Annotated in this window: 19 protein-coding genes, 1 rRNA gene and 2 pseudogenes; 9 read left to right on the top strand and 13 right to left on the bottom strand. The window is 73.1% G+C overall.

The genetic code is table 11. The features are described 5' to 3' along the window. Positions 1-92 (top strand): 5S ribosomal RNA (rrf, locus tag ACFVQZ_RS06140); the annotation flags it as partial. A gap of 77 nt (positions 93-169) precedes the next feature. On the opposite strand, the gene ACFVQZ_RS06145 is transcribed toward rrf, so the two are convergent. Genes ACFVQZ_RS06145 through ACFVQZ_RS06165 form a run of 5 tightly spaced genes read right to left on the bottom strand, consistent with a single transcriptional unit; the run spans position 170 to position 4,361 of the window. After that, entirely contained in the window at positions 170-700 is a 531-nt protein-coding gene (locus ACFVQZ_RS06145; protein ID WP_383620012.1) for a DUF6584 family protein, read from the bottom strand. Between the two features lie 52 nt (positions 701-752). After that, positions 753-1,418, bottom strand: a complete 666-nt coding sequence (locus ACFVQZ_RS06150) for a response regulator (RefSeq protein WP_383620014.1) — start codon at positions 1,416-1,418, stop codon at positions 753-755. After that, the gene (locus ACFVQZ_RS06155; protein WP_383620016.1) at positions 1,415-2,641 is read right to left on the bottom strand and encodes a sensor histidine kinase; all 1,227 of its coding nucleotides are present in this window, start codon (positions 2,639-2,641) and stop codon (positions 1,415-1,417) included. The genes ACFVQZ_RS06150 and ACFVQZ_RS06155 overlap by 4 nt, the downstream gene beginning before the upstream one ends. A gap of 26 nt (positions 2,642-2,667) precedes the next feature. Beyond that, complete coding sequence (locus ACFVQZ_RS06160; RefSeq protein WP_383620019.1) at positions 2,668-3,459, bottom strand: ABC transporter permease; 792 nt, start codon at positions 3,457-3,459, stop codon at positions 2,668-2,670. After that, positions 3,456-4,361, bottom strand: a complete 906-nt coding sequence (locus ACFVQZ_RS06165; protein ID WP_383620022.1) for an ABC transporter ATP-binding protein — start codon at positions 4,359-4,361, stop codon at positions 3,456-3,458. The genes ACFVQZ_RS06160 and ACFVQZ_RS06165 overlap by 4 nt, the downstream gene beginning before the upstream one ends. Before the next feature lie 148 nt (positions 4,362-4,509). Here ACFVQZ_RS06165 and ACFVQZ_RS06170 point away from each other — a divergent pair. Together ACFVQZ_RS06170 and ACFVQZ_RS06175 are read left to right on the top strand one after the other, a co-directional pair. Continuing rightward, positions 4,510-5,058 (top strand): annotated as a pseudogene (locus tag ACFVQZ_RS06170) (GNAT family N-acetyltransferase); the annotation flags it as partial. Between the two features lie 210 nt (positions 5,059-5,268). After that, positions 5,269-5,637, top strand: a pseudogene (locus ACFVQZ_RS06175) (GNAT family N-acetyltransferase); the annotation flags it as partial. Positions 5,638-5,658: 21 nt separating this feature from the next. On the opposite strand, the gene ACFVQZ_RS06180 reads toward ACFVQZ_RS06175, so the two are convergent. Genes ACFVQZ_RS06180 through ACFVQZ_RS06205 form a run of 6 tightly spaced genes read right to left on the bottom strand, consistent with a single transcriptional unit; the run spans position 5,659 to position 12,619 of the window. After that, positions 5,659-7,131: a type IV secretory system conjugative DNA transfer family protein gene (locus tag ACFVQZ_RS06180; RefSeq protein ID WP_383620024.1), complete on the bottom strand. Its 1,473-nt coding sequence runs from the start codon at positions 7,129-7,131 to the stop codon at positions 5,659-5,661. Between the two features lies 1 nt (position 7,132). Further along, positions 7,133-8,527 carry an ATP-binding protein gene (locus ACFVQZ_RS06185; protein WP_030495494.1) on the bottom strand — a complete coding sequence of 465 codons (1,395 nt, stop codon included), beginning with the start codon at positions 8,525-8,527 and terminating at the stop codon, positions 7,133-7,135. A 20-nt stretch (positions 8,528-8,547) separates the two neighbouring features. Then, positions 8,548-10,101: an SCO6880 family protein gene (locus tag ACFVQZ_RS06190; RefSeq protein ID WP_030495495.1), complete on the bottom strand. Its 1,554-nt coding sequence runs from the start codon at positions 10,099-10,101 to the stop codon at positions 8,548-8,550. Further along, entirely contained in the window at positions 10,098-11,450 is a 1,353-nt protein-coding gene (locus tag ACFVQZ_RS06195; RefSeq protein WP_383620027.1) for a hypothetical protein, read from the bottom strand. The genes ACFVQZ_RS06190 and ACFVQZ_RS06195 overlap by 4 nt, the downstream gene beginning before the upstream one ends. After that, positions 11,440-12,258, bottom strand: a complete 819-nt coding sequence (locus ACFVQZ_RS06200; RefSeq protein ID WP_383620030.1) for a hypothetical protein — start codon at positions 12,256-12,258, stop codon at positions 11,440-11,442. Before ACFVQZ_RS06200 ends, ACFVQZ_RS06195 begins: the two co-directional genes overlap by 11 nt. Positions 12,259-12,310: 52 nt before the next feature. After that, positions 12,311-12,619: a hypothetical protein gene (locus ACFVQZ_RS06205; protein WP_030495498.1), complete on the bottom strand. Its 309-nt coding sequence runs from the start codon at positions 12,617-12,619 to the stop codon at positions 12,311-12,313. A 338-nt stretch (positions 12,620-12,957) separates the two neighbouring features. Between ACFVQZ_RS06205 and ACFVQZ_RS06210 the strand changes: the two genes are divergently transcribed. Both ACFVQZ_RS06210 and ACFVQZ_RS06215 read left to right on the top strand, forming a co-directional pair. Further along, entirely contained in the window at positions 12,958-13,998 is a 1,041-nt protein-coding gene (locus tag ACFVQZ_RS06210; protein ID WP_030495499.1) for an NlpC/P60 family protein, read from the top strand. Positions 13,999-14,210: 212 nt separating this feature from the next. After that, positions 14,211-14,939, top strand: coding sequence for a phosphatase PAP2 family protein (locus ACFVQZ_RS06215; RefSeq protein WP_383620033.1), 729 nt, complete (start codon positions 14,211-14,213; stop codon positions 14,937-14,939). 23 nt (positions 14,940-14,962) lie between these two features. Here ACFVQZ_RS06215 and ACFVQZ_RS06220 read toward each other — a convergent pair whose 3' ends face one another. Then, entirely contained in the window at positions 14,963-15,139 is a 177-nt protein-coding gene (locus ACFVQZ_RS06220) for a hypothetical protein (protein WP_321192873.1), read from the bottom strand. An 84-nt stretch (positions 15,140-15,223) separates the two neighbouring features. Here ACFVQZ_RS06220 and ACFVQZ_RS06225 point away from each other — a divergent pair, with 84 nt between their 5' ends. Beyond that, positions 15,224-16,051 carry a hypothetical protein gene (locus ACFVQZ_RS06225; RefSeq protein WP_383620036.1) on the top strand — a complete coding sequence of 276 codons (828 nt, stop codon included), beginning with the start codon at positions 15,224-15,226 and terminating at the stop codon, positions 16,049-16,051. A 139-nt stretch (positions 16,052-16,190) separates the two neighbouring features. Beyond that, positions 16,191-16,358 carry a hypothetical protein gene (locus ACFVQZ_RS06230; protein ID WP_321192874.1) on the top strand — a complete coding sequence of 56 codons (168 nt, stop codon included), beginning with the start codon at positions 16,191-16,193 and terminating at the stop codon, positions 16,356-16,358. A gap of 10 nt (positions 16,359-16,368) precedes the next feature. Here ACFVQZ_RS06230 and ACFVQZ_RS06235 read toward each other — a convergent pair whose 3' ends face one another. Next, positions 16,369-16,722, bottom strand: a complete 354-nt coding sequence (locus ACFVQZ_RS06235; RefSeq protein WP_030495502.1) for a metal-sensitive transcriptional regulator — start codon at positions 16,720-16,722, stop codon at positions 16,369-16,371. Positions 16,723-16,919: 197 nt separating this feature from the next. Here ACFVQZ_RS06235 and ACFVQZ_RS06240 point away from each other — a divergent pair, with 197 nt between their 5' ends. Continuing rightward, entirely contained in the window at positions 16,920-17,540 is a 621-nt protein-coding gene (locus ACFVQZ_RS06240) for a DUF47 domain-containing protein (protein ID WP_030495503.1), read from the top strand. Between the two features lie 6 nt (positions 17,541-17,546). Continuing rightward, positions 17,547-18,545 (top strand): inorganic phosphate transporter, encoded by a 999-nt coding sequence (locus ACFVQZ_RS06245; RefSeq protein WP_030495504.1) that lies wholly within the window; start codon positions 17,547-17,549, stop codon positions 18,543-18,545. Positions 18,546-18,811 lie beyond the last annotated feature (266 nt).

An 18,811-nucleotide genomic window follows, 5' to 3' on the forward strand; every position in this document is an offset into this window, starting at 1 on the left:
CGCCCGGTTACATTCCGAACCCGGAAGCTAAGCCTTTCAGCGCCGATGGTACTGCAGGGGGGACCCTGTGGGAGAGTAGGACGCCGCCGAACAATCATTGTGGGAAAGCCCCGCACCTTCTGGTGCGGGGCTTTTCTGCGTTTCCGGGACGGTAGAAGAGCCGACGAGGTCAGTCGAAGAGGGCGACGATTCCGTTCACCCATATCGCGAGGAACGCGAGGGCGGCCACCAGGCAGCCGGCGCCCGCCAGCACGCCGCTGACCGTCCACGGCCGGTCGGGCTCCGGCTCGTACGGCTCGTCGAAGCCGTCCTCGTAGGAGGCGGGGTCGTCCCAGTCGACGGGGTGGCCCACCTGCCCGGCGCAGGCCGCGCGGATCGCGCGCAGGCGTTCTTCCGCGACCGAGGTGGCCGCCAGGGCCTCCGGGCCGCGCCAGGCCAGCGCCTTCATGCGCCAGGCGGGAGAGCCGTACCGGGCCTCGAACGCGGCGGTCTCGACGGCGTCGCGGTCCTCCTCCAGATACATCCAGCGTCCGGCCTCCGCGGCGTCGCCGTAGAGGCGGTACACCTCGGCCAGGCGCCGGCGGAGCGTCAGGTCGTACGGGAACGACGAGACGAGACCGCGCAGGCGCTGGCGGGCGAGAGGGACGCGGCCGGCGGCCAGGTCCGCGTCGACACGGGCGAGGGTGTCCTTCAGGGGCATGCGCCCATGATCGGCGGGCGGGGGGCGGTGCCGCGAGTGGATTTCCCGCGGCTCAGGCCGGTTTCACCAGGTGGGTGTCGTAGGCCAGGATGACCGCCTGGACGCGGTCCCGCGCGCCCGTCTTCGCGAGGATGCGGGTCACGTGCGTCTTCACCGTGGACTCCGCCAGGTGCAGGCGCTCCGCGATCTCGGTGTTGGTCCAGCCCTGGCCGATGACCGTCAGGATCTCGCGCTCGCGGTCCGTCAGGGCACTCAGACGGGGGTCGTCCGGGGCGGGCGCGCCGGGAGAGGCCGGGAGGTGGTGGATGTACGTGTCGAGGAGCCGGCGGGTCAGGCTCGGGGCGACCACGGCGTCGCCGGCGGCGACCGCGCGGATGCCGGCCAGGAGCTCCTCCGGCTGGGCGTCCTTCACCAGGAAGCCGCTCGCGCCGGCGCGCAGGCCGTCGTAGGCGTACTCGTCGAGGTCGAAGGTCGTGATGATGAGGACGCGGGTGCGGGCGCCCGCGGCGACGATGCGGCGGGTGGCCTCGATGCCGTCCAGGCCCGGCATGCGGATGTCCATCAGGACCACGTCGGGGTGGTGGGCGGCGACCTGGCGGACGGCCTCGGTGCCGTTGGCGGCCTCCCCGACGACCGTCATGTCGTCCTGGCTCTCCAGCAGCATGCGGAAGCCGAAGCGCTGCATCGGCTGGTCGTCGGCGATCAGGACGGTCGTCACGGGTGGGATTCCTCCGGGGGGACGGGGAGACGGAGCGCTACCTGCCAGCCGCGGCCGTCCGGCCGCGGGCCACAGTCGAGTGTGCCGTCGTAGAGGGCGGCGCGCTCGCGCATTCCGGTGAGACCCTGCCCCTGTCCCGGCGGGGCGCCGGACGGGGTGCCCGTGTCGGTGACGGTGACCAGCAGGGCGTCCGGGGCGGACACCGCGCGGACCGTGGCCGCCGCCCCCGGGCCCGCGTGTTTCAGGGTGTTCGTCAGTGCCTCCTGAACCACCCGGTAGACCGTCAGCTGGGCGCCGGCGGCCAGCGGCGGCAGGTCGGGCGGGAGCGCGGTCTCGACCGGCAGGCCCGCCTTCCGTACCCCGTCGACCAGGGCGGGCAGGTCCGCGAGGGTCGGCTGGGGAGCGCGGGCCGCCGGGTCCTCGTCGGCGCCGCTCAGGACGCCGAGGAGGCGGCGGAGTTCGTCCAGGGCCTGGCGGCTGGTGGTGCCGATGGCCTCCAGGGCCTGCGCCGCCCGCTCGGGGCTCTTCGCCGCCGCGTACCGGCCGCCGTCTGCGAGGCCGGTGATGACGGACAGGTTGTGGCCGATGATGTCGTGCATCTCGCGGGCGATCCGGGCGCGTTCGGCCGCCGCGGCCAGCCGCACCTCCTGGTCGCGCTCGATCTCCAGCCGGCGGGCCCGGTCGACCAGGCCGGCCGTGTGGTCGCGGCGGGAGCGGACCGTGATGCCGAGCAGGGCGACGAGGGCGTACGCCCACAGGGTGGGGACGACCCGCTGGTCCCAGGCGTCCCGCTGGAAGCGGAGCGCGCCCGCCACCAGCGGCGGCAGGATCAGGGCCAGCGCCCACAGCAGGCGGCGCGGCGGGCGGCTCAGCGCGATGTGGAACAGCGGGAGCATCTGGAGGTAGGTGGCCTGGAGGAAGGCTCCCGAGACGTCGCTGACGAGGGCGGCGCACGCCATCGTGGCGAGGACCGCGGTCGGGTGCCGGCGGCGCCAGTACAGCGGGAGGGTCAGCGCCAGGCTGGTGGTGACGACCAGCCAGACGGGGACGGACGGGTCCCGGGCGACGGTCCGCCAGCCGCCCGCCGCGTCCACCAGGGCGGCGACCGTCCAGGTGAGGGTCACCGCCGTGTCCCAGGGCCACGGGCGGGCCGCGTCCGCCTCCCGGACGCGGGTCGTGATGCGGTGGGCGTACCGGCTGGGGGCCGTCGTCTCTGTCGTCACCGGGTCATCATCCTCGTACCCGCGCGTCACACGTCACGGCGGCGGAGCCACAGCGCCGGGAGGGCCAGGGACGCCGCCGCCCACAGGACGAGCGCCAGGAGCGCCGCACCGGCCGGCGGGGCGCCGGGCAGGGGGGTGGCGGAGCCGAGGACGCCGGCGGCCTGCGTGGGGAAGTAGCGGAGCGCGGTGTCGACGGCGTCGTACGGGAGCATCCCGAGGACCTCGGGGAGGATCACGACGCCGCCGATGAAGGCGCCGAGCGCGCCGGGGACCGAGCGGAGGGCGGCGCCGAGGCCGAGGGCCAGGACGGCGAGGAGGGTGGTGGCGGCGGCGTTGCCGGTGACGGCCGCGAGGACGCCGTCGTCGGTGAGGGAGGCCGCCTGGTCGGTGTCGGAGAGGAAGAGCTGGGCGGTGAGGAAGGTCAGCAGGTTCGTCGCGAGGGAGAGGGCGAGGACGGTCGCGGTGAAGACGGCGGCCTTCGCGCCGAGGACCGGCAGCCGCCGCGGGACGGCGGTGAAGGTGGCGCGGGCCAGGCCGGTGGAGTACTCGCCGGCGGTGACCAGGATGCCGAGGACGGCGAGGGAGATGCCGCCGAGCTGGGAGCCGTACAGGGTGAGGACGACGGTGTCGACGTCGGAGTCGCCGCCGTCGCTGGTGTAGGTGGCGCCCATGAGGATGCCGACGCCGAGGACGAACGCGACGGCGGTGAGGACCGTGATCCAGGTGGAGCGGAGCGTCCACAGCTTGTGCCACTCGGAGCGGAGGATCCGGCGCGGGGTGAGCCGGTACGTCGAAGCGGTGGCGGTGGCGGTCGTCATGCGGCTGCTCCCTGGTACTCGACGGAGTCGTGGGTGAGGTCCATGAACGCCTGCTCCAGGGAGGCGGTCTCCGGGGTGAGGGCGTGGAGTTCGACGGCGTGGGCGGCGGCGATCCGGCCGATCGCGGGCGCGTCGAGGCCGGTGACGCGGAGGGTGCCGGGTCCCTCGTCGGCGGTGCGGGCGGGCGTCGGCAGGAGGGTGCGGAGGCGGTCGGCGTCGGGGGAGACGACGAGGACGGAGGCGGCGCCCGCGTCCCGGACGAGGTCGGCGACGGTGGTGTCGGCGAGCAGCCGGCCCTTGCCGATGACGACGAGCCGGTCGGCGGTCAGCGCCATCTCGCTCATCAGGTGCGAGGAGACGAGGACCGTGCGGCCCTCGGCTGCGAGGTCCCTGAGGAGGGTGCGGATCCAGCGGACGCCCTCCGGGTCGAGGCCGTTGACGGGCTCGTCCAGGACGACGGCGGCCGGGTCGCCGAGGAGGGCGGCGGCGATCCCGAGGCGCTGGCCCATGCCGAGGGAGAAGCCCTTCACTCGGCGGCCGGCGACGTCGGTGAGGCCGGTGACGCCGAGGACGTGCTCGACGCGGGACCGGGGGATGCCGTGGGTGTGGGCGAGGGCCATGAGGTGGTGGAAGGCGGTGCGGCCCGGGTGGAAGGAGCGGGCGTCGAGGAGGGCGCCGACCTGGGTGAGGGGCGCCGGGTGGTCGGCGTACGCGCGACCGCCGACGGTCGCGGTGCCGGCGGTGGGGGCGTCGAGGCCGAGGATCATGCGCAGGGTGGTGGACTTCCCGGCGCCGTTGGGGCCGAGGAAGCCGGTGACGGTGCCGGGCCGGACGGTGAACGAGAGGTCCCGGACGACGGTGCGGTCGCCGTACCGCTTGGTGAGTCGCTCTGCTCGGATCATGGCTCCGACGCTACGGAGCGGGCGGGGCGCGGGCGTCCGACCGTGGTCGGCAGGTGCGCGGGCGGTGTCGTACCCGGGTACGACGGGGCGGCCCTGAGCTGCGAATTCGCGTTGTGGGCGGGGGCGGTGACCGGCGAGGATGCCGGGCATGACCTTCGAGATCCGTACCGTTGTGCCCGACGACTGGGAGAAGGCGCGCGAGCTGCGGCTCGCCGCGCTCCGGGACCCCGTCGCCCACCTCGCCTTCCTGGAGGCGTACGAGGACGCCGGCGCGCGCCCCGACGACTTCTGGCGGGAGCGGACCGCCGCCGCGTCGGAGGCCGGCGCGGGCCGGGTGCGGCAGTTCGTCGCCGAGGCGCCGGACGGGCGCTGGCTGGGCTCGGTGACGGTGCTCGTGGAACGGCCCGCCGACGAGGTGCGGTTCGGGGGGCCGGCGAAGGTCGACCAGACGCATCTGGTGGGCGTGTACGTCCGGCCGGAGGCGCGCGGCACGGGCGTGGTCGACGCGCTGTTCCGGGCGGCCGTGGCCTGGTCGTGGACGGTCGACGGGATCCGGCGGGTGCGGCTGTACGTGCACGAGGAGAACGCCCGCGCCGCCGCCTTCTACCGCCGCTTCGGTTTCGCGCCGTCGGGTGAGCGGGTGCCGGTGCCGGACGGCACGGGCGCGCAGGAGGAGGAGTACGAGCTGCTTCCGCCGGGAGCGGTCCGGCACGGCGGGTACGTGCTCCGCGCGATCCGCTCCGGTGAGGGGGAGCGGGTGCGGGAGCTGCGTCTGGCGGCCGTTCAGGACCCGGACGCGGCGCTGGCGTTCGTGGAGTCGTACGAGGAGACCGCGGCGCTCCCGGACGCCTTCTGGCGGCAGCGGGCGGAGGGCGGCTCGGAGGACCGGGGCACCCGGGTGCGGCAGTTCGTGGCGGAGGCGCCGGCCGGGCGCTGGGTGGGCACGGCGACGGTGATCGTGGAGCTGCCGGAGGACGGGACGAGCCTGTTCGGTGACGCGGTGACGGAGCCTCAGGTCGATGTGGTGGGGGTGTACGTGCGTCCCGAGGCGCGGGGGAGCGGGCTGGTGGACGCGCTGCTGCGGGCCGCTCTGGGGTGGGCGTGGGTGCTGCCGGAGCCGCGGATCGCGCGGGCGCGGCTGTACGTGCACGAGGAGAACGGGCGGGCTCTCGCCGCGTACCGCCGCTTCGGTTTCGTGCCGACGGGCGGCCGGGCGGACACGCTGGGCTCGGGTGCGCCGCGCGACCTGGAGCACGAGCTGCGCCGGCCGGCGTAGGGCGGGAGTGCGGCGGCCGGGCTAGCGGAGGGAGTGCTCCGGCCAGCGGGTGCGGGCCTGCTCGGGGGAGCGCATCAGGGCCAGGGTGGGCAGGCCGCGGGCCGGGCCGTCGGCGACGAGGGCCGGGAGCCCGGGGAGGGGGGCGACGGCGGCGACGTCGTCGAGGACGAGCGTCAGTGGTGGGTCGAGCCGGCCGTGGGATGACCGTGCGGCCATGCGGCGGCCGTGCTCGACCACGTGCGACGCGAGCGCGGTGAGGAGGGGCATCGCGCCCGGGTGGGTGCGGGGGTCCTCGATCGGTTCACCCACCACGTAGAGGGTGCCCCCTTCGGCGGCGAAAGATGCCAGGGCCAGCGCATCGGTTCGGTGCGGGGTGCACGCCTCGCGGATGTGGACGGTGGAGAGGGCGGAGAACGCGCGGGCCGTCAGCTCCTGCGCGGTGCGGCGGGTGTCGGGGTGGGCGGTGAGCGCGGCTTCGAGGAGGCCGGCGAGGCCGGAGGCGGCCTTGGGGTGGCCGCGGAGGATGCGGACCGGTTCGTGGGCGTCGGCGCCCTGCGCCCAGCGGTGGACCTGGCGGAACGGGCGGCCGTCGATGGCGGCGGCGTGCAGCCAGCAGCGCAGGAGCGTTTCGGCGGTGTCGGCGGTGGCCGCGTCGAGCCGGGCGTGCGGGCGGACGGGCGCGAGCAGGGCGGCGGCGCGGGCCTGGGCGGTGTCCGGGTCGGCGCAGCCCTCGGCGGGGGACCAGTGGAGGCGGGCCGGGGTGTCGCAGAGGTGGCCGGGGTCGTAGACGAGGACGGGGCCGAGCTTGCCGCGGACGTCCTTGGTGTCGGACCAGAGCGTGGGGTCGGAGGTGACGACGAGCACCGGGCCCTCGGCGTCGAGGACGGCCTGGACGGCGCGGGGGCGGCGGGTCTCGGGCGGGCCGTAGAAGGTGCCGGGCTCGGTGGGGGGTTCGGAGCGGGGGGCCGGTGCGGGTGCCTGGGCCTGCACGGGTGCCTGGGCCTGCGCCGGGGTCGGGGCCGGTGGGGCCGGCTGCGGCGGGACGTGCGGTTCGGCGGCGGCCTGGGGCGGCGCAGGGGCCTGCGGCTTCTGGAGGGGTACGGGGGCGGGCGCGGGCGGCGGCGCGTACGTGCCCGCCTTGCGCTGGGCGCGGACCGCCCGCCAGCGGGCGTAGGTGCCGAGGAGGAAGACGCCGAGGACGGCGAGGATCATCGCCTGGCCGATGACCAGGCCCCAGAAGAGGCCGTAGCCGGAGAGCTGGTCGGCCGGGGTGCCGGGCCAGGCGGCCGGCAGGTCCTTCGGGGCGGTCACCAGGGAGCGGAGGGCCGGCGGGGTGCGGGTGAGCCGCACCCCGTCGGGCCAGGCGCCGTGCGCGAGGAGCCCCGCCAGGCCGGTCGCGGTCCAGACGAGCAGGGAGACGCCGAGGACCAGGGCGAAGAGCCCGATGAGGAGGCCGTCCGAGACGCCGCCCTGTTTCTGCGGTGCCTGCGTCACGTCACGCCACCGTCGACTGCGAGCTGTCGTTCATCTGCTCGATGAGGATCGCGCGCTGCTCCGTCTCCCACTCCAGGTCCGGGTCGGCGGGGCCGGAGGACTCGGTCATGGCGCGGTCGGTGTAGACGAGCGGGCGTTCCCGTTCGGTGATGAGGTGTTTCACCACCTGCACGTTGCCGTTGACGTCCCAGACGGCGATGCCGGGGGTGAGGGTCGGGATGATCTCGACGGCCCAGCGGGGCAGGCCGAGGACGCGCCCGGTGTGGCGGGCCTCGTCGGCCTTCTGGGCGTAGACCGTGCGGGTCGAGGCCATCTTGAGGATGGCCGCGGCCTCCTTGGCCGCCGCTCCGTCGACGACGTCGGACAGGTGGTGGACGACCGCGACGAAGGACAGGCCGAGGCGGCGGCCGAACTTGAGCAGGCGCTGGAACAGCTGGGCCACGAACGGGCTGTTGATGATGTGCCACGCCTCCTCGACGAGGAAGATGCGCTTCTTCCGGTCGGGGCGGATCCAGGTGTGCTCCAGCCACACGCCGACGATCGCCATGAGGATGGGCATGGCGATGGAGTTGCGGTCGATGTGGGACAGGTCGAAGACGATCAGGGGCGCGTCGAGGTCGATGCCGACCGTGGTCGGGCCGTCGAACATGCCGCGCAGGTCGCCGTCGACGAGCCGGTCGAGCACCAGGGCGACGTCCAGGCCCCAGGCCCGTACGTCGTCTATGTCGACGTTCATCGCCTCCGCCGACTCGGCCTCGGGGTGGCGGAGCCGTTCGACGATGTCGGTGAGGATCGGCTGCCGGTCGGTGATGTGCTCGTTGACGTGGGCGTGGGCGACCTTCAGCGCGAAGCCGGACCGCTCGTCGAGGCCGTGGCCCATCGCCACCTCGATGATGGTGCGCAGCAGGGCGAGCTGGCCGGTGGTGGTGATGGCGGGGTCGAGCGGGTTGAGGCGGATCCCGGAGTCGTTGGCGACCATGGGGTCCAGGCGGATGGGGGTTATCCCCAGCTCCTGGGCGATGAGGTTCCACTCGCCGACGCCGTCCTCGCCCTGGGCGTCGAGGACGACGACCTGCCGGTCGCGGAAGCGGAGCTGGCGGAGCACGTATGTCTTCTCCAGCGCCGACTTGCCGTTGCCGGACTCGCCGAGGACGAGCCAGTGGGGGGCGGGGAGCTGCTGCCCGTACAGCTGGAAGGGGTCGTAGACGTAGCCCTTGCCGCTGTAGACCTCGCGGCCGATGATCACGCCGGAGTCGCCGAGGCCGGGGGCCGCGGTCGGCAGGTAGACGGCCTGGGCCTGTCCGGTGGAGGTGCGCACGGGCAGGCGGGTGGTCTCCACCTTGCCGAGGACGAAGGAGGTGAAGGCTTCGGTGAGGACGGACAGCGGATCTCGCATCGGTCGGTGCCCCTTCGGCCCTAGCGGCGGATGCCGGTCGCGAACGGCAGGGTGTTCACAAAGGCCCGGTGGTGCTCGCGGTCGCACCACTCCAGCTTGAGGTACGACTTGCCGGCGGAGGCCCTGATCGTGCGCTTGTCGCGGGCCAGGGCCTCGGGCGAGCGCGCCGATACGGTGATGTACCCGACGAGGTTGACGCCCGCCGCGCCGCTGGCGAGATCTTCACCCCGCTGGTCGAGCCGGCCGTGGGCGGCGATGTCGCGGGGGTCGATCGTGCGGTTCATCTTGGCCTGGCGGGACGCCTCGGCCTCGTCGTTGGTCTTCTCGGTGAGCATGCGCTCGATCGCGACCTCGGTGGGCTCCAGGTCCATGGTGACGGCGACGGTGCGGATGACGTCGGGGGTGTGGACGAGGAGCGGGGCGAGGAAGTTCACGCCGACCGGGGTCATGGGCCATTCCTTGACCCAGGCGGTGGCGTGGCACCAGGGGGCGCGGGTGGAGGACTCGCGGGTCTTGGCCTGGAGGTAGGTGGGCTCCATGGCGTCGAGTTCGGCGGGCCAGGCGTTGCGTTTCGTCATGGCCTGGATGTGGTCGATCGGGTGGTCCGGGTCGTACATGGAGTGGACCAGGGACGCGAGCCGGGACTGGCCGAGGGGCTGGCGGACGCGGATGTCGGCCTCGGTGAGGCGGGCGCAGATGTCGGTGAGCTCGCGGGCCATGACGACGGCGAGGCCGCCGTCGCGGTCGAGGCGGCGGGCGCCGGTGGCGTGCCGGGCGGCGTGGGCCATGGCGTTGGCCTCGGCGGCGAGTTCGCGCGTGTAGTGCATGCAGGCGACGAGGTAGGCGCGGTGCTGCTCGCTGGAGGTGGAGACCATGGACTGGAGCTGGTCGTACGACTCCTGGAGCCACGCGGGCGCGTGCGGGTCGCCGCGCTGGGCGACGTCCTTGGCGTGGGCGTCGGGGTCGGCGGGGAGGGTGCGGGCCAGCATCTGGAGGCGGGTGACGAAGCCGTCGCCGTTGGCGACGTGCTTGAGGAGGGTGCCGAAGCGGTCGACGAGGGCTTCCTGGTCCTCGGAGTCGCGCAGGCCGACGCCGGGGCCCTCGATCTCGATGGCGGCGGTGACGGTGCGGCGGTCCGCGTGGAGGAGGACGGCGATCTCGTCGGGGCCGAAGGGGGCGGAGAGCCAGCTGACGCGGCCGATGCCGGGCGGCGGGCCGACCTCGACCTCGCGGCCGTCGAGGCGGGTGCCGGCCTCGACGGCGGTGGAGCGGTAGGCGGTGCCGCGCTTGAGCATCCGCTTGTAGCTGCGGTTGATCTCGAACCACTTGTAGAAGGTGCGCTGCTTGTACGGGAGGTACACGGCGGCGATGGCGAGCATGGGCAGGCCGGCGAGGAGCGTGATCCGCAGGGCGAGGAAGGGGATGAGGAGCCCGCTCATCATGCCGAGGAAGGCTCCGGCGACGATCAGGGCGATCTCGCCGGTCTCGCGGTTCTTGCCGACGATCGCGTTCGGCCGGGCGCGGCCGATGAGATACGTGCGGCGGGGCGTGACCGGCTGGGACGGGGTCGTCAACGCCCTGCACCTCCTGCTCCTGTGTTCTTGCTGTTGCTGCGGTTGCTGTGGGGGGTGCCCGCGGTGGGGCTGCTGCTGCGGGGCGGGGGCGTGGCGCCGGTGCCCTGGGCGGTACGGCTGCTGTGGGCGGCGACGCCGCCGGAGAGCTGGTTGGCGGGGCGGGGGGCCGCGGAGGAGGGGGCCTGGCCGCCGCCGGAGCCGCTGTCGCGGGTGCTGTGGGTCTTGATGCCCTGGGAGACGAGGGAGGCGGGGGAGGAGATGACGGCCGCGGCGGCGTTCTCCCCGGCGCGGTGGAGGCGGTTGTTGCGGGAGGCGACGATCTCGTCGCCGAAGCCGGGGACGAAGCGGTAGATCATCGCGGACGCGAAGATGGCGAGCAGGATGATCGCGAGGCCGGAGACGACGGCGGAGAAGGAGTCGGGTCCGGTGCCGGAGGAGAGGGCGCCGGCGAGGCCGAGGACGATCACGATGACCGGCTTGACCAGGATGACGGCGATCATGATGCCGGCCCAGCGGCGGACGTGGCCCCACATGTTCTTGTCGACGAGGCCGGAGTAGACGACGACGCCGAGGAGGGCGCCGACGTAGAGGAGTACGGCGCGGAGGAACAGCTCCAGGTAGAGCACGCCGGCGGCGAGGACGGTGACCAGGCTGACGATGATCAGCATGATCGGTCCGCCGCTGATGGAGTCGCCCTTGCGGAGGGCCTCCTTGAACGCGCCGAAGAAGACGTCGGTCTGTTCGCCGGTGCCGGAGGCGATGACCTCGGTGATGGCGTCGGTGGCGTTGACGACGGTGTAGAGGACCAGCGGGGTGAAGGCGGACGCGAGGACGGTCAGCCAGAGGAAGCCGATGGCCTCGGAGAACGCGGTGGCCAGCGGCACGCCGCGGAGGGCGCGCTTGGCGACGGCGAGCAGCCAGAGGAGGAGGGTGAGGAAGGTGGCGGCGGCGAAGACGACGGCGTACCGGGCGAGGAACTCGGTGTTCGTGAAGTCGACCTCGGCGGTCTCCTTCACGGCCTTGGAGAGGTAGTCGACGATGGCGACGGCGGCGTCGGCGCATCCGCGCGCGAGGGAGGACAGGGGGTCGAGCGCGGACGCGGGCGCGTCGCCGGTGCCGCCTCCGGTGCCGCCCGTCCCGGCGCCGGCCTTGCCGCGTTCGCAGATCTGGCGGGCCTGGCCGACGAGGAGCCTGCAGTCGTCGCTCGTCGGCGTGGGGGACGGCGTGGGTGCCGTGGGCGTCGGGGTGGGGGCCGCGTGGGCGCGGGAGGCGAGGAGGACGGGGAGGGTGAGGAGCGTGGTGACGACCGTGGCCTTCACCCGTCCTGCCCGGGTGCTGCTAGCGGGCATAGGTGAACCCTCCGTACTGCTCGACGGCCGCGGCGATCTCGTCCGCGACGGAGGCGCGGCTGTCCCCGTTGACCGGGGTCGGGCCCTCGCGCTCGTCGGCCGAGGTGATCCGCCAGCCCTCGGCGGTCCAGGCGAGCTGCTGGGTGCTGGTGAACCAGGCGGACGTGACCGGCTTGGTGGAGCCCTCGCCCGCGAGGCCGGTGAGGTTGACGTACCAGACCTCGACGGTGGCCTTGTCGGTGGAGTACGCGGTCACCTTGGTGCCGATCGGCACGGTGCGGGCCACGAAGGTGAGGCCGGCCGGTGCGGTGCCGTTCGGTTCGAGCCCGGTGCTCGCCATGAGCGCGGGCGAGTAGGAGGCGTCGTACCGCTTCAGGAGACCGTCGACCACCTCCGGGGCGTAGATCGCGCGGATGAGGGCCTCGCGGGGGGACTTCTGGTACATGTCCGGGGAGCCGAGGGCCGTCGCGTAGTTGGCGGCGGCGCTCTGGGCGCCCTGTTCGTCGTGGGCGAAGCCGGTGGGGACGAGGCCGTCGGTGCCGGTGACCGGGCGGGTGCCGGTGGCGGCGGTGGCGGCCCGGCCGGGGGTGCCGGACGAGGGGGACGTGCCCTCCGGGCCGCCGCCGCGGTTGGCGAAGGCGATGGCGGCGACGAGCAGCACGACCACGCCCACCGCCGTCAGCAGGGAGCGTGAGCCGCGGGCGGGGCGGCGGGCGGCGCCGTGGACGTCACCGGTGTTGCCCTCGGGCAGGCGGGTACGGGTCTGGCCCGAGCCGCCGTAGCCGTCGTGCTCGTCGCCGGGACTCATGCCGGGTACGCCCCCTCGTTCGTTCGTGGGTGGGACCGCAGATGACGTGCGGTCAGATCGCCATTCCGTAGACGATGGTGAAGAGGGTTCCGAGGGATCCGATGATGAAGACGCCGGTGAGGCCGGCGACGATCAGGCCCTTGCCCTGTTCGGCGCTGAACGTGTCGCGGAGCGCCGTCGCGCCGATGCGCTGCTTGGCCGCGCCCCAGATGGCGATGCCGAGGCAGAGCAGGATGGCGACGGCCATCACGACCTCGATCATGATCTTCGCTTCGGCGCCCAGGCTCCCGAAAGGACCCCAGTTGGGGGCGATTCCACCGATGATGGTGGTGATGTCGCCCTTCTCGGCCGCCAGGTACATATAACTCACCGCCCCTGTCGGGTCGTTGGTCACCCCTGCCGGACGGCATGGGTCATCGCCACTATCTTCGCTGATGAAACCGCTCGTGTGTGACGCCTTGGCGGCTCTCTTTACCCGATCCCCGTACATGTGACCGGTTCGACCGTCTTGACCTGCGGCGGCGCGCCGGATTCCATGTGGAGAAGCGTATGGTCACTCTGTGTATCACGGAGGGTGACTCCGGGCAATGATTGTCGTTGTTGCACTCTTGGGGCCGCGTCGGACACGCCCCGTCCCCAGGAGGAGGCGCCCCGCCTAGACTGGCCTGCCGGGGCGTACTGCCAGGGACCGAGGGGTGGTTGACGGTGCGTAGGGCGGGCAAGGCGTGGCTGCTGGGCGGCGGGGCCTTCGGGGTCTGCGCCGGCTTCCTGGCCCTGCTGCTGGTCGGTACGTACGCGGCGGCCGCCGGCTTCCTCGGCGGCGCGGGCTCCGCGCAGACCGGCACGGTGGCGCTCGCCAAGGGCGCGGTGCCGATGAAGTACCAGGGCCTCGTCCAGCGCTGGGGCAACCTCTGCCCGGCCATCAACCCGGCGCTGCTCGCCGCGCAGCTGTACCAGGAGAGCGGCTGGAACCCGCGGGCCGTGTCGCCGGCGAACGCGCGGGGCATCGCCCAGTTCATCCCCGGCACCTGGGCCAGCCACGGCGTCGACGGCGACGGCGACGGCGACAAGGACATCTGGGACCCGCAGGACGCGATCCCCTCGGCCGCCTCGTACGACTGCGCGCTCGCCGGGTACGTGCGGAAGGTGCCCGGCGACCCGGCGAGCAACATGCTGGCCGCGTACAACGCCGGTGCCTACGCCGTCATCAAGTACCGGGGCGTGCCGCCGTACCGCGAGACGCAGAACTACGTGCGGATCATCCGGTCGCTGGAGAAGAGCTTCGCCCGCCCGCAGGGCCGGGTGGCGCCCTCGCAGCAGGCGGCCGGCGCGATCCACTTCGCGCAGAGCAAGCTGGGCACGCCGTATCTGTGGGGCGGGACGGGCACGGCCGCGCAGGGCGGGCGGTTCGACTGCTCGGGGCTGACGCAGGCGGCGTACCGCGAGGTGGGGATCGAGCTGCCGCGGGTGGCGAACGACCAGTACAACGCCGGTCCGCATCCGCGCCGTGACGAGCTGCTCCCCGGCGACCTGGTCTTCTTCTCCGACGACCTGACGAACTCGCGGGCGATCCGGCACGTCGGCATCTACGTGGGCGGCGGCTACATGATCGACGCGCCGCGGACGGGCGCCGTGATCCGCTTCACCCGCATCGACACCCCCGACTACTTCGGCGCGACCCGGGTCACCAAGGACGGCGCCGCCGCCCTGCCCACCCGTTCCCCCGCCTCCCGGGCGTGAACTGACGGAACGACGGGCCGGCGACCGGAACTCTCCGTGAGGCACAGGCCCTGAGCTGCGAGGAAGCGTCACTCTTCGGTAACGTCATCATGATCGACGGGGAAAGGCGGAACGCCTGCCTCGACGGGGTCGTTCCCCACCATGTCTGACCACGGGGGTTGGCAGCCGGCACGCGAGAGCCCGGCACACGAGAGAGCAAGGGGCCGCGGCAGATGTCTGAACTCGCATCGGACGGTTCCAGTCCGGATGTCGGCCTGCTGTACGACATCAACGGGCTGGCCAAGGACGCCCCCGCCTGGTTCGACCGGGTCATGGAGTTCACCGGCGAGTACGGCATCCTGCTCGCGCTGGTCCTCGTGGCGCTCTGGTGCTGGTGGAGCGTCCGCCGCCGCGGCACCCCCGCGGACTCCGTCTCGGCCGTCGCCGCCCTCGTCTGGGCGCCGCTCGCGGCCGGCGTCGCCCTCCTCGTGAACATCCCCATCCGCGGCTTCGTCGAGCGGCCCCGCCCCTTCGTCGACCACGAGGGCCTGGAGGTCCTGGTCGGCGGGAAGACCGACTACTCCTTCGTCAGCGACCACGCCACGATGGCGATGGCGATCGCCGTCGCCGTCTTCGTCGCCCACCGCCGCTTCGGCCTCGCCGCCATCGGCCTCGCCCTCGCCGAGGGCTTCACCCGCGTCTACATGGGCGTCCACTACCCCACCGACGTCATCGGCGGCCTCGCCCTCGGCACCGCCGTGGCGCTACTCCTCGCCCCGCTCACCCTGGCGCTGCTCACCCCGCTGGTCTCCGCCGTCGCCCGCTCGCGCCGCGGCGCCCGGCTGGTCCGCTCCCGCCGGGCCGGCGCGCCCGCCGCCCGCCCCGAGGCGGTCGGCATCCCGGAACCCCGCCTCGGCGGCCCCGCCGAGGACGGCCGGGGCGAGAAGGGCCTCGCCGCGTAGGCGGAGGCGCGGACGCCGGGACGCTAGGGCCGGACCTCGCGCTCGTCGCGTACGCCGAGGTGCTCGGCCGCGTCGGAGCGGGCGCGCTCGCGGGAGCGGCGGGCCGGACCCGCCCAGCCGCAGGTACAGCGGGCCACGGCGAAGGAACCGCGCTCCGTCGTCGTCGTGTGGTGCGGACCGGTCGCGGGCTGCTCATGCACGCCCCCACCGTACTGCGCGTGACGGCTCGCCCGTGCCGTCGTTAACCGCTGCGGGACATCCAGGTTCTTGGGGGTTGACGGGCGATGGTGGTGCAGCGGTACGGGCGTCCGCGCGGAATCGGCGGCGGAGCGCTCGCCGTCACCGCGTCCCTGGTCGCCGCGGCGGTCACCGGCTGCGGCGCCCCCGGAGACCCCGGGGAGCCGCCGGACCCGGCCGGTGCCGTCCGGGGGGCCGCCGACGCCCTGGCCCGGGCCGGCACCGCCAAGGCGTCGACCGCGATGGAGATGGCCGCCGGCGGGACCCGCGTCACCATCCGCGGCGAGGGCGGCTACGACTTCCGCGCCCGCACCGGCCGGCTCCGGGTGGTCCTCCCCAAGGACGCGGCCGGCACCAGCGCCCACCGGCCGATCACCGAGCTGCTGACCCCCGGCGCCCTCTACATGAAGAACCGCGGCGCCGGCGTCCCCGCCGACAAGTGGGTGCGGGTCGACACCACCACCCTCGACGACGGCAACCTGGTCACCGGCGGCGCCACCGACCCCGGCGCGGCGGCCGAGCTGCTGCGCGGGGCGCGGGAGGTGACGTACGTGGGGGAGACGGAGCTCGCGGGGGTGCGGGTGCGCCACTACCGGGGCGTCGCCGACATCGGCGCCGCCGCCCGGGCCGCCGCGCCGCAGCTGCGCGGGCCGCTCGCCGCGGCGGCGAAAGGGTTCACCACCGACGCGGTGCCCTTCGACGCGTACCTCGACGGCGCCGGCCGGCTGCGCAAGGTCCGCCACCAGTTCAGCTTCAGCAACCAGGGGCGCACGGTCGCCGTGGCCTCGACCACGCTGCTGTACGGCTTCGGGACGCCGGTCACGGTGACCCTGCCGGAGGGGCGGGACATCTACGCCGGCAAGGTCGACGTCTGACGCCGGGCGCGCGACGGGACGCCGGACCCCGCCGGGCGGGGGTCCGGGCCATCGCCAAATGGTCCGTCCGTGTCATGCGCGGTCCGTGGCGCGATCCCTACGCTGGGACACCGACTCCGGCAGGAAGAGGTGAATGCGCGTGGCTCCGCCCGGTACCGCGACCGCGGCCGCTGACCCCGACCGTGTCGCCCTCGCCGAGATAGAGCTGTGCGGCGAGCTGATGATCGCCGCCTCGGCCGCGGACGGGGACCGGCTCAGCGCCGACCTGATCGACGCCGTCCTGCGGGGCGAGCCGGCCGGCCGGTAGCCCGCGGCGCTCAGGTGCGGAGCATCCGGCCGATCGCCTTGGTGGCCTCCTCGACCTTGGCGTCGAGGTCGCCGCCGTTGCTGGCCGCTTCGGCCACGCAGTGCCGCAGGTGCTCCTCCAGGAGCTGGAGGGCGAAGGACTGCAGCGCCTTCGTGGAGGCCGAGACCTGGGTGAGTATGTCGATGCAGTAGACGTCCTCGTCGACCATCCGCTGGAGACCTCGGATCTGGCCCTCGATCCGGCGCAGCCGCTTGAGGTGCTCGTCCTTCTGCTTGTGGTAGCCGTGCACCCCGTGGGCGTGGTCGGCCGGCTCGACGGATTCGACGGCCTGGGGGGTGACCTGGTCCGCCTCGGTGGTCGTCATCGCGTCCTCCCGTTGTCCAGAAAAGGGGGTGTATACCCCACGTGGGTATATGGTACCGATCCCCGCCGTTTGGGGGGCGGGGGTCTCGTGCAGATCACTGTGCCTGATGGGCGACACTGAGAGGACGCCGGTTAGCCGTGGCCGGATGATGCGCCTAGCATCAGCCTGACCGAAACCCAGCACCCCGAGGACCTCACGTGCGATTTCGTCTGACCCCCAGGGAGACGAGCTTCTACGACATGTTCGCCGCGTCCGCGGACAACATCGTCACGGGCTCGAAGCTCCTGATGGAACTGCTCGGAGCGGAGCCTTCCGCCCGGGCCGAGATCGCGGAGCGGATGCGGGCAGCGGAACACGCCGGTGACGACGCCACCCACGCGATCTTCCACCAGCTGAACTCCTCCTTCATCACGCCGTTCGACCGCGAGGACATCTACTCCCTCGCATCGTCCCTCGACGACATCATGGACTTCATGGAGGAGGCCGTCGACCTGGTCGTCCTCTACAACATCGAGGAACTGCCCAAGGGCGTCGAGCAGCAGATCGAGGTCCTGGCCCGGGCGGCGGAGCTGACCGCCGAGGCGATGCCGAACCTGCGGACGATGGACAACCTCACCGAGTACTGGATCGAGGTCAACCGGCTGGAGAACCAGGCCGACCAGATCCACCGCAAGCTGCTCGCCCACCTCTTCAACGGCAAGTACGACGCCATCGAGGTGCTCAAGCTGAAGCAGGTCGTGGATGTGCTGGAGGAGGCGGCCGACGCCTTCGAGCACGTGGCGAACACGGTGGAGACCATCGCGGTCAAGGAGTCCTGAGGCTTCGTGGACACCTTCGCCCTGATCGTGACCATCGGTGTCGCGCTCGGTTTCACGTATACGAACGGCTTCCACGACTCGGCCAACGCGATCGCCACCTCGGTGTCGACGCGGGCGTTGACGCCGCGCGCGGCGCTCGCGATGGCGGCGGTCATGAACCTCGCCGGCGCCTTCATGGGCAGCGGGGTCGCCAAGACCGTCAGCGAGGGCCTGATCGAGACGCCGCACGGCGACAAGGGGATGGGCATCCTCTTCGCCGCGCTCGTCGGCGCGATCATCTGGAACCTGATCACCTGGTACTTCGGTCTGCCGTCCTCCTCCTCGCACGCCCTCTTCGGCGGCATGGTGGGCGCGGCGCTCGCGGGCGGGACGGACGTCATCTGGGGCGGCGTCCTCGACAAGATCGTCATCCCGATGTTCATCTCGCCGTTCGTCGGCCTCATCGCCGGTTACCTGGTGATGTGCGGGATCATGTGGCTCTTCCGCCGGGCCAACCCGCACAAGGCGAAGCGCGGTTTCCGCATCGCGCAGACGGTGTCGGCGGCCGGCATGGCGCTCGGCCACGGCCTCCAGGACGCCCAGAAGACGATGGGCATCGTCGTCATGGCGCTGGTCATCGCGGACGTGCAGGACCAGGGCGACGCGATCCCGATCTGGGTGAAGATCGCGTGCGCGGTGATGCTGTCGCTGGGTACGTACGCGGGCGGCTGGCGCATCATGCGGACGCTCGGCCGGAAGATCATCGAGCTGGACCCGCCGCAGGGTTTCGCGGCGGAGACGACCGGTGCGTCGATCATGTTCGGCTCGGCGTTCCTCTTCCACGCGCCGATCTCGACGACGCACGTCATCACCTCCGCGATCATGGGCGTCGGCGCGACGAAGCGGGTGAACGCGGTCCGCTGGGGCGTCGCCAAGAACATCATCCTCGGCTGGTTCATCACGATGCCGGCGGCGGCGTTCGTCGCGGCGCTGAGCTTCTACGTGGTGCAGCTGTTCTTCGGCTGAGGCCGGTGGTCGCGGCCGGTGGCTGACGCCGGCGGATGTGGCGGGAAGTGGTCGGGCCCGGCTCCCCTGGGGGAGCCGGGCCCTTTCGTCTGGCGGTGGCACCGCCATGCAGCACCGCAGACGCGTTTCCCCGGCTCCGTGGGGGCGGGGGGGCGCGCGCCCCGGCGGGGCGGGCGGGGTATGCGAATCGGGCGGGGGGGGTGGACGCGGTGGGCCGGTCGGGCGGGGTTGGGGAGTTTCGCGACGTGTGGGGCACCGCGATGGGC

This window comes from Streptomyces sp. NPDC057854, assembly GCF_042797055.1.
Classification (GTDB): Bacteria; Actinomycetota; Actinomycetes; order Streptomycetales; family Streptomycetaceae; genus Streptomyces.

Coding starts and splice junctions, on each gene's coding strand:
- ACFVQZ_RS06145 (WP_383620012.1), bottom strand. CDS start 700: ATGCCCCTGAAGGACACCCTCGCCCGTGTCGACGCGGACCTGGCCGCC.
- ACFVQZ_RS06160 (WP_383620019.1), bottom strand. CDS start 3,459: ATGACGACCGCCACCGCCACCGCTTCGACGTACCGGCTCACCCCGCGC.
- ACFVQZ_RS06165 (WP_383620022.1), bottom strand. CDS start 4,361: ATGATCCGAGCAGAGCGACTCACCAAGCGGTACGGCGACCGCACCGTC.
- ACFVQZ_RS06185 (WP_030495494.1), bottom strand. CDS start 8,527: ATGCGAGATCCGCTGTCCGTCCTCACCGAAGCCTTCACCTCCTTCGTC.
- ACFVQZ_RS06195 (WP_383620027.1), bottom strand. CDS start 11,450: ATGCCCGCTAGCAGCACCCGGGCAGGACGGGTGAAGGCCACGGTCGTC.
- ACFVQZ_RS06200 (WP_383620030.1), bottom strand. CDS start 12,258: ATGAGTCCCGGCGACGAGCACGACGGCTACGGCGGCTCGGGCCAGACC.
- ACFVQZ_RS06205 (WP_030495498.1), bottom strand. CDS start 12,619: ATGTACCTGGCGGCCGAGAAGGGCGACATCACCACCATCATCGGTGGA.
- ACFVQZ_RS06215 (WP_383620033.1), top strand. CDS start 14,211: ATGTCTGAACTCGCATCGGACGGTTCCAGTCCGGATGTCGGCCTGCTG.
- ACFVQZ_RS06225 (WP_383620036.1), top strand. CDS start 15,224: ATGGTGGTGCAGCGGTACGGGCGTCCGCGCGGAATCGGCGGCGGAGCG.
- ACFVQZ_RS06235 (WP_030495502.1), bottom strand. CDS start 16,722: ATGACGACCACCGAGGCGGACCAGGTCACCCCCCAGGCCGTCGAATCC.